The 16,927-nt window shown below is 64.3% G+C and carries 13 protein-coding genes; 5 read left to right on the top strand and 8 right to left on the bottom strand.

Annotated features, from left to right (window positions below):
• Window positions 1–18: 18 nt before the first annotated feature.
• A complete protein-coding gene (gene murJ, locus G6P99_RS00150; RefSeq protein ID WP_029082417.1) occupies window positions 19–1,554 on the bottom strand; it encodes a murein biosynthesis integral membrane protein MurJ in 1,536 nt (511 codons plus the stop codon).
• A gap of 298 nt (window positions 1,555–1,852) precedes the next feature.
• Here murJ and G6P99_RS00145 point away from each other — a divergent pair, with 298 nt between their 5' ends.
• Window positions 1,853–2,854, top strand: coding sequence for an adenosine kinase (locus G6P99_RS00145; RefSeq protein WP_029082416.1), 1,002 nt, complete (start codon window positions 1,853–1,855; stop codon window positions 2,852–2,854).
• Window positions 2,855–2,978: 124 nt separating this feature from the next.
• Here the strand turns inward: G6P99_RS00145 and G6P99_RS00140 are convergent, their stop codons facing one another.
• Window positions 2,979–4,673 carry an AMP-binding protein gene (locus tag G6P99_RS00140; RefSeq protein WP_029082415.1) on the bottom strand — a complete coding sequence of 565 codons (1,695 nt, stop codon included), beginning with the start codon at window positions 4,671–4,673 and terminating at the stop codon, window positions 2,979–2,981.
• A gap of 163 nt (window positions 4,674–4,836) precedes the next feature.
• Window positions 4,837–6,030 (bottom strand): serine hydrolase domain-containing protein, encoded by a 1,194-nt coding sequence (locus G6P99_RS00135; protein WP_029082414.1) that lies wholly within the window; start codon window positions 6,028–6,030, stop codon window positions 4,837–4,839.
• Window positions 6,031–6,377: 347 nt separating this feature from the next.
• On the opposite strand from G6P99_RS00135, the gene G6P99_RS00130 reads away from it, so the two are divergent.
• Complete coding sequence (locus G6P99_RS00130) at window positions 6,378–6,701, top strand: hypothetical protein (RefSeq protein ID WP_029082413.1); 324 nt, start codon at window positions 6,378–6,380, stop codon at window positions 6,699–6,701.
• Window positions 6,702–6,871: 170 nt separating this feature from the next.
• Window positions 6,872–8,365, top strand: a complete 1,494-nt coding sequence (locus G6P99_RS00125) for an NAD-dependent succinate-semialdehyde dehydrogenase (protein WP_165126974.1) — start codon at window positions 6,872–6,874, stop codon at window positions 8,363–8,365.
• A gap of 95 nt (window positions 8,366–8,460) precedes the next feature.
• Here G6P99_RS00125 and G6P99_RS00120 read toward each other — a convergent pair whose 3' ends face one another.
• Window positions 8,461–10,065 carry a sensor domain-containing diguanylate cyclase gene (locus tag G6P99_RS00120; RefSeq protein WP_035977294.1) on the bottom strand — a complete coding sequence of 535 codons (1,605 nt, stop codon included), beginning with the start codon at window positions 10,063–10,065 and terminating at the stop codon, window positions 8,461–8,463.
• Between the two features lie 205 nt (window positions 10,066–10,270).
• A complete protein-coding gene (locus G6P99_RS00115; RefSeq protein ID WP_029082410.1) occupies window positions 10,271–11,170 on the bottom strand; it encodes an amino acid ABC transporter substrate-binding protein in 900 nt (299 codons plus the stop codon).
• Window positions 11,171–11,375: 205 nt separating this feature from the next.
• On the opposite strand from G6P99_RS00115, the gene G6P99_RS00110 reads away from it, so the two are divergent.
• Together G6P99_RS00110 and G6P99_RS00105 are read left to right on the top strand one after the other, a co-directional pair.
• Window positions 11,376–11,999, top strand: a complete 624-nt coding sequence (locus G6P99_RS00110; protein WP_245284747.1) for a GntR family transcriptional regulator — start codon at window positions 11,376–11,378, stop codon at window positions 11,997–11,999.
• 66 nt (window positions 12,000–12,065) lie between these two features.
• Window positions 12,066–13,436, top strand: a complete 1,371-nt coding sequence (locus G6P99_RS00105; RefSeq protein WP_029082408.1) for an NAD(P)/FAD-dependent oxidoreductase — start codon at window positions 12,066–12,068, stop codon at window positions 13,434–13,436.
• A 142-nt stretch (window positions 13,437–13,578) separates the two neighbouring features.
• Here the strand turns inward: G6P99_RS00105 and G6P99_RS00100 are convergent, their stop codons facing one another.
• From G6P99_RS00100 to G6P99_RS00090, 3 genes are all read right to left on the bottom strand, one after another.
• Entirely contained in the window at window positions 13,579–14,823 is a 1,245-nt protein-coding gene (locus tag G6P99_RS00100) for a hypothetical protein (RefSeq protein WP_156928704.1), read from the bottom strand.
• A gap of 135 nt (window positions 14,824–14,958) precedes the next feature.
• The gene (locus G6P99_RS00095; protein WP_165126972.1) at window positions 14,959–15,774 is read right to left on the bottom strand and encodes a hypothetical protein; all 816 of its coding nucleotides are present in this window, start codon (window positions 15,772–15,774) and stop codon (window positions 14,959–14,961) included.
• 241 nt (window positions 15,775–16,015) lie between these two features.
• Complete coding sequence (locus G6P99_RS00090; protein ID WP_165126970.1) at window positions 16,016–16,810, bottom strand: crotonase/enoyl-CoA hydratase family protein; 795 nt, start codon at window positions 16,808–16,810, stop codon at window positions 16,016–16,018.
• Between the last annotated feature and the right edge of the window lie 117 nt (window positions 16,811–16,927).

Genomic DNA, 16,927 nt, shown 5'->3' with positions numbered 1-16,927 from the left:
AAGCCCAGCGTGCGCAAGTCAGGCGGGGCGCCTTTGCCTGACGGCGTTAACCGCCTCGCGCCAGCCGGTGACGCCGAAAAGCTGCAAGAACAGCCCGTAACCGGCGATGCCGGCCACAATCAGCGTGAGGAGGGCGGCCGCCTGCACGAAACCGTGGCTGCCCGCCAACAGCGCACCCGCCGCGAGCCACAACAGGGCGCCCATCGCAAGCGCTGCGCCCAGGATGCGCGGCAGCCGGCGGCGCGCATCGGCGTCGATCGAGAAGCCGAAGCTCGCGGCGCCCTTGCGGATCAGCGCCAGCGCATTGCTCCAGGCGCCGAGCGCAATGCCCGCGGCAGTTCCGCTCGCCCCGAAGATATGGCCGAACAGGAAGGCGGCCGCGATCGCAACAACGATGGCCTTCAGCGTCGCCAACAGCGGCGTCAGCGTGTCCTCGCGCGCGAAAAACGCCGGCGACAGCGCCTTCACCAACACATGCGCCGGCAAGGCCAGCGTCAGCCAGATCAGGGCCTGCGCGGTGGCCGCGGTATCCTCTGCGGTGAATGCGCCATGCTCGAACAGCATCCGCACGATCGGGCCGCTCAGCAGCAACAGGCCGAGCGTCGCCGGCAGCGTCAGCCCGGCCGCAAGCTCGAGCGCGCGCGATTCCGCATGCGCGATTGCGCTAGATTCGCCGCTGCGCACGGCGCGCGTCATTTCCGGGATCAGCACGGTGCCCATCGCGACGCCGACAATGCCGAGCGGCAGCTCGAGCAGGCGGTTGGCGAAATAGAGCCAGGACACCGCCGATGGCGAAGTGGACGCGATCACCGCGCCGGCCACCATGAGCCATTGCGGCGCGCTGCTCGCGACCATGCCGGGGATCGCGCGGCCGAGAAAGCTGCGCATGTCGGGATCGAAGGAGACGCGGAGCGGCGAGGCGAGTCCTGCGCCGCGCAGTGCCAGCATCGAGAGCTGCAGCAAGCCGGCGACGCCGATGGTTGCGGCCATCACCAGCGCGGCCTGCACCGGCTCCTGTTGCCGCACCAGCAGCACGGCCATCACTGAAATCAGCGCGATGTTGAACAACAGCGGCGCGAACGCGGTCAGCGCGAAGCGGCCCTGCGCGTTGAGCAGCGCCATCATCACGGTGACGGGACCGGCGAAGGCGAGATAGGGCAGCATCAGCCTGGCGATGTCGACGGCGAATTGCAGCGTGTCGCGGCCGACGAAACCCGGCGCGATCGCCGCGATCACCAGCGGCATCACGACGCCGATCACGAGCGCGGCCGCGATCACAGCGGCGCTGATCGTGCCGAGCACGCGGCCGGCAAAGGCGCGCGCGGCCGCTTCGCCATCGCTGTCGCGAACCTTGAGCCAGGCCGGCACCAGCGCCGCATTCAGCCCGCCCTCGGACAACAGCCGCCGCACCACATTGACGAGCTGAAACGCCGCCAGGAAGGCATCCGCCACCGGACCCGCGCCAAGCAGCGCCGCGATCACGGAATCGCGCACGAAGCCGAGCAGTCGCGAGGCCAGCGTTCCCGAGGAGACGGTGAGGAAGGAGCGGAACATGGGGTCTGTATAGCAGCCGCGTGCCTTGCTGCCAGCGCCACTCTACCAGCCCCGTCATCCTGAGGTGCGAGCCTCTTCGGCGAGCCTCGAAGGATGAATCGGCCACAGGCCGGGCCGTGCATCCTTCGAGACGCGCTACGCGCTCCTCCAGCGACAAAGGCTTCGCCTTTGCGCGGGGATGACGGGTTAATAGGGTGTGGTCCCGATCGATTCGTTCCGAACAGCCCTGCTTGCTGCCCTAAGGCGTAACGTGATAGGTCGCGGCTCTTGTTGGGTGGCGTTAACACAGGGCAGGTCTATGGCTGACGCAAAATATGACGTTCTCGGGATCGGCAATGCGATCTTCGACGTGCTGGTGCAAACCGACGAGGCATTCCTTGCCCGTCACGGCATGACCAAGGGCTCGATGCAGCTGATCGACGAAGCGCGCGCCACCGCGATCTACAGCGACATGGGGGTAGCGACCGAGGTGTCGGGCGGCTCGGCCGCCAACACCATCGTCGGCGTCGGCAATCTCGGCGCCCGCGCCGCCTATGTCGGCAAGGTCAAGGACGACCAGATCGGCCGGCTCTATGTCCACGACATCCGCGCCGCCGGCGTCACCTTCGACACCGCGCCGGCCAAGGCCGGCCCGGCCACCGGCTGCTGCTACATCCTGGTGACGCCGGACGGCGAGCGCACCATGAACACCTATCTCGGCGCCGCGCAGGACCTGACGCCGGACGACATCGATCCAGCGCAGATCGCAGCCGCCAGCATCATCTATCTCGAAGGCTATCTCTGGGATCCGAAGAACGCCAAGGACGCCTTCGTGAAGGCGGCGACGATTGCGCATGGCGCCGGCCGCCAGGTCGCGCTGACGCTGTCGGATTCGTTCTGTGTCGATCGCTACCGCGACGAATTCCTTGATTTGATGCGCAAGGGCATCGTCGACCTGGTGTTCTCCAACGAGTCCGAGCTGCACTCGCTGTACCAGACCTCGGATTTCGACACTGCGCTGAAGCAATTCGGCAAGGACACCAAGCTCGGCGTCGTCACCCGTAGCGAGAAGGGCTGTGTTGTCGTCTCGAAGGATGGCGTCGTGTCAGCGCCGGCCTATCCGATCGACAGGCTCGTCGACACCACCGGCGCCGGCGACCTGTTCGCCGCCGGCTTCCTGGTCGGCCTCGTCCGCAATGTCGGCCATGAGAATGCCGGCCGTCTCGGCGCGCTCGCGGCGGCCGAGGTGATCCAGCACATCGGCGCGCGGCCGCTGGTGTCGCTGAAGGATCTGGCGAAGGGGAAGGGGCTGTTGGTTTAGCCGCAGCTTCACTCGTCATAGCCGGGCTTGACCCGGCCATCCACGTCTTTCTTGCCGTGGAAACCAAGACGTGGATGCCCGGGTCAAGCCCGGGCATGACGATGTTGAGATAGCGCGCTCGCTTTTAAGCCGTCTTCGCCGCCTTCAGCCCGAGCCGCTGCTCCACCGCGTCGCGCATCACGAATTTCTGGATCTTCCCCGTCACCGTCATCGGGAATTCCTCGACGAACTCGACGTAGCGCGGGATCTTGTTGTGGGCGATCTGGCCCTGGCAGAAGGCGCGGATCTCGTCGGCGGTCAGCGTCTCGCCTTGTCGGACCCTGACCCAGGCGCACAGCTCCTCGCCATAGCGCGCGTCGGCGACGCCGAAGATCTGCACGTCCTGGATCTTGGGATGGCGGTAGAGGAATTCCTCGATCTCGCGCGGATAGAGATTCTCGCCGCCGCGGATCACCATGTCCTTGATGCGGCCGACGATGTTGCAATAGCCCTCGTCGTCGATCACGGCGAGGTCGCCGGTGTGCATCCAGCCATTGGCGTCGAGCACGTCTGACGTTTTTTCCTTCTCGTCCCAATAGCCGAGCATGATGCTGTAGCCGCGGGTGCAGAGCTCGCCGCGTCCGCCGCGCGGCACCACCTTGCCGTCGAGATCGACCACCTTGACCTCGACGTGCGGATGGATGCGGCCGACGGTGGAGACGCGGCGCTCCAGCGGATCGTCGGTCGCGCTCTGGAAGCTCACCGGGCTGGTTTCGGTCATGCCGTAGGCGATCGTCACCTCGCGCATGTTCATCTCGGTGTTGACGCGCTTCATCACCTCGATCGGGCAGGGCGCGCCTGCCATGATGCCGGTGCGCAGCGAGGACAAATCGAAGCGCGCGAAGTCCGGATGGTCGAGCTCGGCGATGAACATGGTCGGCACGCCGTACAGCGTCGTGCATTTTTCCTGCGCGATCGTGGTCAGCGTCGCCAGCGGATCAAAGCCTTCGCCCGGGTAGACCATGGTGGTGCCGAGTGTCACCGAGGCGAGATTGCCCATCACCATGCCGAAGCAGTGATAGAGCGGCACCGGAATGCAGATGCGGTCCTGCTCGGTCAGGCGCATGGCGCGACCGGTGAAATAGCCGTTGTTGAGGATGTTGTGGTGGGTCAGCGTCACGCCCTTCGGTGAGCCCGTGGTGCCGCTGGTGAATTGAATGTTGACCGGATCGTCGAACTGCAGGCTGTCGCCGAGCGCCGCAAGCTGCTCGCGATGGCGCTCGCCGCCCATCTGCGACGCCTGCTCGAACGGAATGGTGCCTGGTGCCGCCGGGCCGCCGATCTGGATCACGGCGCGCAATTGCGGCAGCCGCACCGATCGCAACTGGCCGGGCTCCGATGACGCAAGCTCGGGCAGCAGCGTGTTCAGCATCTCCATATAGGCAGAGGTCTTGAACGCGGTCGCCGTCACGATCGCGGCGCAGCCGACCTTGCCGAGCGCGAATTCGAGCTCGCTCAGCCGATAGGCCGGATTGATGGTGACGAGGATCAGTCCGGCTTTCGCGGCGGCGAATTGCGTCAGCGTCCATTCCGGCCGGTTCAGCGACCAGATGCCGATCCGCTCGCCGCGTGTCAGCCCGAGCGCAAGGAAGCCTGCCGCCAGTGCCTCGACGTGACAGGCGAATTCGTTCCAGGTCCAGCGCACATTGTGGCTGGGCGAGACCAGCGCCTCGCGGTCGCCCCATCGCGCCCGTGCGCGGTCGAGGCTGCGGCCGATGGTTTCACCGAGCAGCGGCGTATCGGAAATGCCGCAGACATAGCTGTCTGCTTTGGGTGCCAGGGTCCCGGGTGCCAAGATCGTCCTCCTCGTGGTCGTGTTCGTGTAGCCGCACTTTTTTGTGCAATCTTAGTCGTTTGGCGCCGACAGGACAGGCCCGACCTATGGCGGGCATGAAAAATCCCTCCCCGCGAGGGGAGGGATTTTCCGCTGCTTGATCGGAACCTCAGGCCGCCCGCTGTCCGCTGCCGGCGTCGAGCCCGGCATAGATGCCCTTCTCGAAGCCTGCGAAGGCCTCCAGGCTGTGCATGTCGGCGAACGGCAGCAGCTGGGTCAGGATCACGCCGCAGACGTCGCGCGACGGATCGATCCAGTAATAGGTGTTGGCAAGGCCCGCCCAGGCGAGGCTGCCGGGGCTGCGGCCTTCCGGCGTCTTGGCGGTGTTGATCAGGAAGCTCAGCCCCCACTTCTTCACCTGATCGGGATAGAGGTCGACGTCGTTGGTGTAGGGCGGCGCCGCCGTCGTCATCTTGACGACATTGATGTCGCCCATCTGGTTCTGCCCCATGGCCGCGACGGTCTCGGCCTTCAGCAGCTGGTTGCCGTTGCCTTTGCCCTTGTTGAGGATCATCTGGCAGAACTTGATGTAGTCGGCCGCGGTCGAATAGAGGCCGCCGCCACCCATGTGGAATTCAGGGTTCTGCTCGAGCTCGAACGGGATCGCCGCCAGCGCGCCGTCCTCGCCGCGCGCATGCATGCCGACCAGCCGCTTGCGCATGTCGTCGGATATCTTGAAGCCGGTCTCGCTCATGCCGAGCGGCGCGAACATGTTGTCACGCAAATAAGCATCGAGCTTCTTGCCGCTCGCCGCCTCCACGGCCTTGCCGACGAAGTCGATATTGATGCCGTATTCCCAGCGTGTGCCGGGCTCGTTGGCGAGCGGCGTCTTCAGCGCGGCATTGAGGCACGAGATGATCCCGGGCGTGCCGGTCTTTTCCATGTATTTGCCCATGTCGGCGTTCCACAGGTCGTAGCAGAAGCCGGCGGTGTGGGTCATGAGTTGGCGCAGCGTGATCGGCGTTTTCGCCGGCCGCAGCTTTGGCTCGCCCTTGGCGTCGAAGCCGTCCAGCACCTGTGGTGCGGCGAGATCGGGCAGCAGCTTGCCGATCGGCTCATCGAGCGAGAGTTTGCCCTGCTCGACCAGTTGCATCGCGCCCGCGCAGGTCACCGCCTTGGTCATCGAGGCGATCCAGAACACGCTGTCCGCCGTCATCGGATCGCTCTTGGAGAGGTCACGGTTGCCGAACGCGCCCTGGTAGATCACGTCCTTGCCGGTGGCCGCGATTGCGACGACGCCGGGAATCTCCTTTGCCTCGCTCTTCTGACGCAATACCTGATCAATCTGAGCCTTGCTTTGCATTGGGGGCTTCCTCCGGTGGGGTTTATTGTTTTGAAGTGGGCGGATCATCCTCCCGCTTTTCCGCTCCCGCAAGGCGGGCGCGCTGCGATGATGTCGCGATGTCGTGAAGGCCGGATGGCAGGAACGGTCCTGCTCAGCGGATGTTCACCACGCGCTCACATTTTGCGGTGGACTCCGCGCAAGTCCCGGTGACCTTCGGGGCGGGCCACGGTAACGTGATCGGCAAATTGATTTTCGCACGTGATTTTTTGCAATAACGCATTCAGATCGCTGCACAAACGGTGCGGCGGATTGGGATGGATTTGACGAAAAGATTCGTCATTTCGCGCCTTGCGGGGACGCAGCAAATGATTTCGACATGGAGTGAATGGAAGCGCTATCCGCGGCCGGGCCGCGGCGAGAACATCGAGGCGCCGATCAGCCCGGGTCTGTACGAAGTCCGCTACGCAGGTACCGGCGCGCTGCACTCATTCGAGGCAGTCGATAATGTCGCACAGGCGCTGGCGCTGCTGCAGACCGGCGCCAAATCCTGGTTCGGCCGCCGCGATGCGCGGGCGCAGGCCGACCTCGAATACCGGACCTGTGCGACCTCGAGCAAGGCGGATGCCAAGGCCGCCGCCGAGCGCATGATCGGCCGCCGCGAAACCTATATGTCCGGCGGCGCGCTCTGACCGCGCGCAACGCCGCGTAGCTCCGCGCCAGCTCTCTCTATTCCTCGACGCAGGGTCGCGCCGGCCGCCGGTGCATCGCGGCGCGTTCCGGCCTATATAGGCCGCGAATACCCCCAAGAGAAAATCCCGGGAAATTCGAGTAAATCCAAGGAAATTCGAGGAGTAACGCCATGACCCCGCCCGTTGCCGCACGCGCTACGCAATCCGCAGCCTCCCTCCAGGACCGCCTGAAAGATCCGTCGCTGCTGCGCGACCGCTGCTACATCGACGGCGCCTGGGTCGGCACGCCAGAATTTGCCGTCAACAATCCGGCCACCGGCGCCGAACTGATAAAGATCCCGCAGTTGAGCGCCGATGATGCGACCCGCGCCGTCGAGGCCGCCGAGCGCGCATTCCCGGCCTGGGCCAAGCTGACCGCCAAGCAGCGCTCCAACATTTTGCGCAAATGGTTCGACCTGATCATCGCCAACCGCGAGGACCTCGCGCTGATCCTGACCTCCGAGCAGGGCAAGCCGCTGGCGGAAGCGCTCGGCGAAGTCGACATCGGCGCCGCCTATGTCGAATTCTTCGCGGAGGAAGCCCGCCGCGTCTATGGCGAGACCATTCCGACCCAGCGTCCGGATGCCCGCCTGCTCGCGATCCGGCAGCCGATCGGCGTCTGCGGCGCCATCACGCCGTGGAATTTCCCGAACTCGATGATCACGCGAAAAGTGTCGCCGGCGCTGGCGGCGGGCTGCACGGTGGTGCTGAAACCCGCCAACGAGACGCCGCTGTCGGCGCTCGCGCTGGCTGTGCTGGCCGAGAAGGCCGGCGTGCCCAAGGGAGTGCTCAACATCGTTACCGGTGATGCGCCGCCGATCGGCAAGGTGCTGTGCGAGCATCCGGCGGTGCGCTTCGTCGGCTTCACCGGTTCGACCAACGTCGGCAAGATCCTGTACCGGCAGGCGTCGGTCGGTGTGAAGAAGCTCGGCCTCGAACTCGGCGGCAACGCGCCCTTCGTGGTGTTCGACGATGCCGATATCGATGCTGCCGTCGAAGGCGCCATCGTCTCGAAGTATCGCAACATGGGGCAGACCTGCGTCTGCGCCAATCGCATCTACGCCCAGGACAAGATCTACGATCAGTTCGTCGAGAAGCTGTCGAAGAAGGTCGCGGCGATGAAGATCGGTGATGGCACCGAGCAAGGCGTAACCCAGGGCCCGCTGATCAACATGAAAGCGATCGAGAAGGTCGAGCGCCATATTGCCGATGCCGTGAAGGGCGGCGCCAAGATCGTCACCGGCGGCAAGCGCTCGTCGCTCGGCCGCAGCTTCTTCGAGCCGACCGTGCTGTCGGATGTGCGGCCCGACGCGCTTGTTGCGCAGGAGGAAACCTTCGGTCCGCTCGCACCGGTGATCCGCTTCAAGGACGAAGCCGACGTGATCGCGATGTGCAACGCCTCGCCGTTCGGCCTCGCTTCCTACTTCTATTCGCGCGACATCGGCCGCGTCTGGCGCGTCGCCGAAGCGCTGGAGTCGGGCATGGTCGGCGTCAACTCCGGCCTGATCACGACCGAGGTCGCGCCGTTCGGCGGCGTCAAGGAAAGCGGCCTCGGCCGCGAAGGCTCGCGCCACGGCATGGATGAATATGTCGAGATCAAATATGTGATGATGGCGGGAGTTTAACCCTAGTAACCCTTGCCGATCCGTCGTCCGGCGATTGCCGGGCGACGGAACCTCGACGTGGTCGCGGCCCTCGCCGACCATCTCCGGCCGCGATGCTACTCCGCAGCCAGCGGAGCCGGCGTCGGCGGCGTCCAGCATACGCAGCAATTCCGCCCCAGCGCCTTCGCCTGATACAGCGCCTGGTCGGCGGCATTCATCAGCGCTTCCGTGCCAGCCATGCTGAGCGAGGCTTCGGCGATCCCGATGCTCGCCGTGATCTGGAACGGTGCATCACGCACGCGCAGCGTCTGGGAGGCGATGCGCTTGCGGACGCGCTCCGCAACGATCCTGGCGCGCGACAGATTCGTCTCCGGCAGCACGATGGCGAACTCCTCGCCGCCGACCCGGCCGACAATGTCGGATTTCCGCTTGCCGTGCAGGCAGGCGCCGACCATGGCCTTGATCGCCTCGTCGCCGATGGCGTGGCCATAGCGGTCGTTGACGTTCTTGAAGTGATCGATGTCCACCATCAGCACCGACATCGCGCGGTGGTAGCGCTGGAAACGGCTCCACTCGGCATCCAGCGTGAACAGGAAGTGCCGCCTGTTGAACAGACCGGTCAGCGGATCGGTGGTCGCGAGCCGCTCGAGTTGCTCCGCATTCCGGATCAGATCGGTGACGTCGTAATAGGTGATCATGCGGCCGCCACCGGCCATGGTGGTGCAATGCGCCCGGAGGCGGCGGCCGTCGGGGGTCTGCAACTCGCGGACATGATCGCCCGCCTTGACCTCGGCGATCCGTTTGCTGGCAAAGCCCATGAGCTCCTTCGGCGATGCATGCGGATCGACCGCCCGCCGCGCGCGGGTGATCAACGCGGCATAGGTCGGGCGTGTCGCCGCCTCCTGTTCGTCGATCTCCCAGAACAGCCGTACTTTCTGATTCATGAAGGTTGCCCTGAGATCGGCGTCGAGCAGCAGCACGCCGTCCTGCACGGTTTCCAGCGCGTCGCGCAGCGCCTTCAGCTCATCCGACTGACGGACGATATCGGTGACCTCCACATAGCTCAGCATCCGGCTGCCGTCGGGCAGCGGCGTGCATTGCATGCGGATGACGTCGCCCTTGCTGCGACGCAGATCGAGCCGAAAACTCTCGTTCCGCGCAACGCGCTCGATGCGCTCTGCGACATAGGGTTCGATCCGGTCTGCCGGAATCTCGTAGGCGCCGGTATCGCGGCCGTGGAAGATCAGCTCGGCAAAGGAGGGATGCCGGTCGGCGACCGCATCCGACAGCGCCCACATTCGCCGGAACGCCTGGTTGATGAAACGGGCATTCAGCCTCGGGTCGAGCAGAACGATGCCGAGCGGCACCTGATCGAGCGCCGCCCGCAGGGCCAGCATCTGGCGGCGCACGGCATGATCTCCGCCGGGTTCGGCTGATGCCTTCTCATTCGACGCCGCGCTGTCGGCAGCGTGCTGCAGTTCGAAGGTGACCCCGATCTGCTTTTCGGATTGCCAGGTCCGCCTGCAGGCAAGCACCGCGCTTTCGCTGGCGATCGAGAGCTGGAAGTGCTCGGGAATCCCGAGCCCGCTTTCCAGTTCGATGGTCGCGCCATCGTCGGTGATCCGGCGCACCACGCAATCGATTGCGGATTGGCCGAAGTTGAAGATGACCTTGGCGGCGAGCAGCGTGCGGCCGCGGATTTTGAGATTGGGTACGGACATGGCGGCGTTTCCCAATGAGGAGCCGCTATTCGAAACTCACAGACGTTACAATGGCCCGAGGTTTCTTCTTGGGAGTTCGGTTCCTGCCTAACATGCGGTTGACGGGAACCGGTGATTTTGCCGCAACAGCGCCGTGTTCGCGCGGTTTGGGACGCGTCGTTGAGAGGCTTGCCGGGATCCGTTCGGCCGCCGGACGGACGTTCTCTCACACGCCCTTGTCGTTCGGATTGGCGACCGCGTCCTTCAGCGGCGCGGTCATCGGGAAGTTCAGGTTCACGTTCTTCGGCGGGATCGGCCGCGTGAACCATTTTGCGTAGAGCTCGTGGAATTCGTTGCTCTTCATCATGGCCACCAGCGTCTTGTCGACCAGGGCCTTGAACTCCGGATCGCCCTTGCGGATGATCAACCCGTAGGGCTCGGTGCGGAGGCTGTCGTCGATGATGCGCCAGTTCGCGGGATTGGGGCTGCCCGCGATCAGGCTGGCGAGCAGGATATCATCCATCACGAAGGCATCGCTGCGCCCGGTGGTCAGCGCGAGGAACGAGGCGGCATGATCCGGCGTCAGGATGTTCTTGGTCTGAAAGGTCTTGGCCTGGGCGCGCGCGCTCAACAGGCCGATCGAGGTCGAGCCTGAGGTCAGCGAGACCGGCCGGTCGGCGAGATCCTCGAAGGTCTTGATCGGCGCGTCCTTCTGCACCACCGCGCGGATGCTCGACACGAAGATCGTGGTGCTGAAGGCCACCACCTTCTGCCGCTCCAGCGTGTTGGTGACGGGACCGCAGACGATGTCGATGGTGCCGTTCTCGATCAGCGGGATCTGGGTGGAGAGCTGGATCGGCTGCAGCCTGGTCTGCAGCGAGGGCAGCTTGAGCTCGCTCTTCACCGCATCGACGATCCGCGCACAGAGGTCCATCGCGAAGCCGACCGGCTTCTGGTTGTCGTCGAGATAGGAGAACGGGACCGAGACGTCGCGGTGCCCGAGCCGGATCTCGCCGGCGTCGCGGATCTTGGCCAGCGTGCCGCCGGCCGATTGGGCTTGCGCCGAGGCGGATACCGCAATTGAAAGAAAAGCTATGTAAATCAACTGCTTGAAAGTCTGATTCATCAGATGGCTCTCGACCGTCGGCAGAATTGGATATGATAAGACCAGATTTTATACATGGCATTGCATAATCGGCAAATCGATTTTATACAATCGTGACATGATCGGATATCATGGCCGGGTCACCCAGCGAGAGAGCAGCCGGATGGAACCTGCAACCGCAACAAGCCCTCGAGCGGCCGGACCCCACGGTTCCGCGCCGGACGCCGTGCGCGAAGCGCTGCGGGCTGCGATTAGCTCGGGCGAGCTCGCGCCCGGATTGCAGCTGCGTCAGGACGAACTCGCCGCGCGGTTCGGGACCAGCCGCATCCCGGTGCGCGAGGCGTTGCGCCAGCTCGAGGCCGAGGGTTTTGTCACGTTCCTGCCCAACCGCGGCGCGGTCGTCTCCGACCTGTCGATCGACGAGGTGATCGAGCTGCTCGAGATCCGGATCGCGCTCGAATGTCATGCGTTGCGCTTGGCGATCCCCGCCATGGGCGAGATCGATATCGAGGAAGCGACGAAAATCCTCCGCGCCTACGACACTGAGCCTGATCCGGCGCAATGGGGCGCCTTCAACTGGAAATTCCACGCCACGCTCTACGCGCCGTGCAATCGCCCGCGCCTGCTCTCAATGATCGAGGCGAATTACGGCCATGTCGGCCGCTTCACACGGGCGCTGGTGTCGCAGGCGACCGGCAAGGAACGTCCGCAACGCGAGCATTACAAGTTGCTCGAATTCTGCCGCGACGGCGAGGCCAAGAAGGCGGTCCGGCTGCTGCGCGAGCATATCGAGGAAACGCAGAAGACGCTGCGCTCGGCACAGCGTCAGGCGTTACGCGATCCGGGCTAGCTCCACCTGATCGCTCGGACAATTTGAATCGTCGCAGGCCCCGTTGCGGCCTTTGGGAGACTACGCGTGAAGACCAATGACGTCGAAATCCTGGTGATCGGTGCGGGCATCGTCGGCATCGCCACGGCCTATTACCTCGCGGTCCAGCACAAGCGCGCGCGTCTGCTCATCGTCGACGAGGGCCAGCCGATGGCATTGACCTCGGCGCAGTCGGGCGAGAACTACCGCAACTGGTGGCCGCATCAGACGATGGCTGATTTCACTGACCATTCCACCGACCTGATGGAGGAGATCGCGCGCCGCAGCGACAACCGCATCCACATGACGCGGCGCGGATATCTCCTGGTCACGCGCGAGGAGCGACCTGAGGAATTGCTGCAGCAACTCTACGCCGGCTATGGCGAGCAGGCCGCAAAGCTGATCCGCTTGCATGAGGGCGTAAGCCGCGGCTATCTGCCGCCGCATTCGGCGGACTGGCAGAGCGCGCCCGATGGTGTCGACGTCCTGCTTGGCCGCGATCTGATCGCGGCGCATTACCCGTCCTTCGACAAGGAGGTCGCGACCGCGCTGCACATCCGCCGTGCCGGCGACATCAGTGGCCAGCAGCTCGGCCAGTACATGCTGGAGACCATGCGGCCGCTTGGTGCGCAATTCCAGCAGGCAAAAGTCGTCGGCATTGCAAAGACCGATCGCTTCGCCGTCGATGTGCTGGCCGATGGCGCGCGACAAACCATCAAGGCCGACATCATCGTCAACGCGGCGGGCCCGTTTGCGGCGCATGTCGCCGCGATGCATGACGAGCAGCTTCCGATCGTCAACGTGCTGCAACAGAAGATCGCGTTCGCCGACCGCAACCGCGCGGTCGACCGCAGAATGCCGTTTGCGATCGATCTCGACGGCCAGACCCTGGCCTGGTCCGATGACGAGCGCGAGGCGCTTGCAGCGGCGCCGGAATTTTCGCGCCTGCTGCAGCCGATGCCGGGCAGCATCCATTGCCGGCCCGACGGCGGCGATCACGGCGAGTGGATCAAGCTCGGTTGGGCCTTCAACGCCGAGCAGACCACGGAGCCGGCCCGCGAGCCGGAGCTGAATCCATATTTTCCTGAGGTCGTGCTGCGCGCGGCGAGCCGGCTGCAGCCGCGGCTCGCGCACTATCTCGGCGCGCTGCCGCGCGACCGCGTGCACTATGGCGGCTACTATCCGATGACGAAGGAGAACTGGCCGCTGATCGGCGCGGCGAAGACATCGGGCGTGTTCTTGGCCACCGCGCTGTCCGGCTACGGCACGATGGGCGCGTGTGCCACTGGCGATCTCTGTGCCCGCGCCGTCGTCGGCGCGCCCGTGCCGGCCTTTGCCCGCAGCCTTTCGCTCGCGCGCTATCAGGACAAGGCGCTGATGGACGAGCTCGCGGCCAGCGAGAGCCGCGGATTGCTGTAGCTTAAACCCGACCTTCGTGGCCCGGATGCAGCCAACGGGTCGCGCAAACGCGCGCCCGATGACAGGCTCCGCGAAATCCGGGATTGTAACCACGGACGCTCCCGGACGCGCTCGGCTTCATCCGCGCCCGTCGCGCGCGCACTCAATGGCTATCACTGCCGATGAGCGCCCTGATGCGCCTTGCCGGGGGCCCGAACAAGCTGGCCAAGGGCGTTCTCACCCGTTCCGGCAGCTTCAGCCAGAGGTCGCGGGCCTTGCCCGAGATGAGCGGATGCGGCTGTGGCGACCGCAGCTCAATTGGTGCGGTAAGAGGCAGGTGCGGTGTCAGTGCCGACCAGCTCTGTTGTTGCGCATCGATACGCACCAGCGCGAATGTCGGCCGCCGCTCGCGCGGTGGACCAAGCGTGCTGGCTTGCTCGATCGCCTCGTCGATGTCGCTGACAAATCGGTGGTAGCCATACGCGCCGCCTAGAATGACGTCGTGATAGGCGCGATCGACCATTTTTTGCAGGCTGGGTACGTCGGCGAGCCGCTTCAGCACGTCATCCAGATTGCTGTAGTCCTTTCGGAGCGGAATGTAGTGTTCGTCGGGCCTGATCACGTTGGAGTAGGATCCCTCGAACAACACCAGCCCGGTCTTCAGTCCAATCGCCTCGAAGATCTTCGGGCTCATCTGGCCCATGCTGACATTGTTTTCATGCGGAGCGACGACGCGCCGGTAAAGCTCGTCATCGCTGAGATCCGGCTGCTCCTTCGCCATCGCCAGGACAGCGTTGCGAATATCGCCCCATGCGTCGAGGACATTGGCGCCGCTCTCGGTGCCAAGCATCGCTCTCGTATCCGTCATGAAAGAGAACCAGGCGGAGCCGTTGACCCGCTTGTCTTCCTCCCATTCGATGTCGTGGGGGAGATTGCGAGCGGCGCATTCAGCCTTCATCCGCTGCGCGATAGTGGATTTTTCGAATCCCAATTGCCCGTACCAGATCGGCAGCTTTCTTCCACGGTAAGCGAGCCAGAGGCGTCGTTCCGCCAGCGGTGTGGCCAGCTCGAACGGCAGTTCGTCGGGAACATAGCCCGTCAGGCAGGATCTGAACTTCACGTTCGGCAGTTCGTCGGACGGATAGAACTTTTCGACAAACGGTTTGGGCACGGTCGTGAAGATCGTGTCGACGCCGAGCTTCCTGATCAAGGCGCACGCCTTCCGCGGCATGTCGTATTCGTCCTGGATCAGCAGCACCTTGGGTCCGCTGAAGCTGGACACGAGTTCCACGAACGAGGGCGACATCGTTTCGAACGGCATGCGCACCGAGAAATGAATGACGAGCGCATCGAACAATTCGAGAGGAAAATCGGCCTTGCAATCGAACGTCGCGGCGGCATAGGCCACGTCATGCCTCGAATGGCGCTGGATCGCCATCAGGTGCTGACGGACGAATTCTGTGGCCAGGGCATTCGGGTCGTAGAGAACGAGAATGCTGTGCGATCTGGTGTGAATGACGCTATGCATCGGCTGGCCGCTGCCTCAACGATCTCCGGAATGCCGGTCTCGCAGAATGGAAATGGCCGGCGTCGGCCAATCGAACGGGTTGCCATACCGCGTGAGATAGTCCTCGACGGTCGGGAAATAGTACAGGAGATCGGATGGTCGGAATTGCCCCTCCAGCAGTGCCGTAATGAAGACAACTCTTGAAGCGTTGAGTTGTTCCGTCGCGCCGATGATCGCGATCGCATCAGGCGGAACCGGCTTGCCCGATGCGATATCGTCAAAGCTCGCGATGCAGGCGATGCCCAGGGTCGGATCGATTGCCAGATGCGGTGTCTTGCCGGGCTCGCTCAGGAACAGCATCTGATGATTTCCGACGGCGCCTCCGTCCCAGCCGACAAAGGAAAGCGGCCTGCGATCTGCTTCGCCGAGGAGAAGACGCGAGAAGTAATAGGTCAGCAGGCCGTAGTTCGAGCAGTCGAGATGCTCCGAGCGCAGCAGCTCACCGTATTCCTGCGACGGACATCCTTTGCCGTAGGGCCTGAGATTATGCGCTGCAGTTGAGGCAAATACGTATAAAAGGTCCGCTCGGGTCAGGCTCGACCAGGATTGCGGCAGACAGCGCTGCATGTGTTCCAGCGCCGTCGCTGAAACATCCTGAAGAACATCCGGTCGCTCGGACATCGCATCGCCGGTGATTGCGCCGAGGCGAGGCAATTCGACGATCTTGATCTGGGATAGTGCGCGCGTTGTCCGTAGCGAAGATATTTTTTTTGCGAAACGAAGAAACATTTTGAAATTGAAGGCTGGCGGAAATATTTCGCTCCGCCTTCTTACTTCAATAAGCCGCTCCATGACAGTCGCCGCCCCGGGATTGTGTCATCTCAACGATGCAATTCGGCGAGCGGGTTGTCAGGTTAAAAATCGGCAAAGCTTCTCATGGCAGCATGTGATCTTGTCCTACGGCGTGATCACACTTCCCGCGCGCGCGGCGCAACGTGCTGATCGCTCACCTGAATCGGCTTCACGCCCGCGACAGGCGCTGCGGCCTCTGCTGCGTGGAGAGGTCGCCTCGCATGTGCGGAAGCAGATGATCCTATTCATTGCCGAAGGCGCCGTGACGACCGACGCCGGAGGCGAAGCGCGTTGCGCCCGACAGCGTCTCACCCGAGGCGATCACATCGAGCCCGCCGCGCATCTCGTTCCCGATCGCCTCCTCCTCGTCGAGGTCCCACTGCCGCAGCGCCGACAGGCGGTCGGCGCGCATGCAGTTCTGCGGGAAGCGGGCGATGTCATTGGCAAGCGCGATCGCGTGCGCGCGCGTCTCGCCCTTCGGCACCAATCGGTTGGCGAGCCCCATGCGATGCGCCTCCGCGCCGCCGACCGGGCGTCCGGTGAGGATCAGATCGATCGCCTGCGAATGGCCGATCAGCCGCGGCAGGCGGATGGTGCCGAGATCGATCAGCGGCACGCCGAAGCGGCGGCAGAACACGCCGAAGATCGCGTCCTCGGCGACCACGCGCATGTCGGCCCACAGCGCGAGCTCCATGCCGCCGGCCACCGCAAAGCCCTCGATCGCGGCGATCACGGGTTTCGAAAGCCGCAGCCGGCTCGGTCCCATCGGCGCGATCGTGTTGTGGCCGCCGATCTCGCGCTTCTTGTTGGGGTCGCCTGCCGCCACCGCTTTCAAATCGGCGCCGGCGCAAAAATAGCCGCCAGTGCCGGTGAAGACGGCGACCGATGCGCTTGCGTCGGCATCGAAGGCAAGGAACGCGTCATACAGCTTGCGCGCAGTGGCGCCGTCGACGGCGTTGCGGCAATGCGGACGGTTGATGGAGACGATGGTAACAGGGCCATCGCGCTCGACGAGCACGGTATCGGCATCGGACATGGGGCGCTCCCTGGCTGTTCTTGTTGTGCCCGGAGAGTGACATCAGTGGCGAGGTGCGCGCAATCCCGCGAGTACGAGCGTAATTTCCGTGGGGTGGGAAAGCGAGGCTGGCACTGC

Origin of the sequence: Bradyrhizobium sp. 6(2017), assembly GCF_011058295.2 — a bacterium.
GTDB lineage: Bacteria > Pseudomonadota > Alphaproteobacteria > Rhizobiales > Xanthobacteraceae > Bradyrhizobium > Bradyrhizobium septentrionale.
The sequence above is the reverse complement of the archived record's forward strand: the minus strand, read 5'-3'. Positions and strand labels throughout refer to the sequence as shown.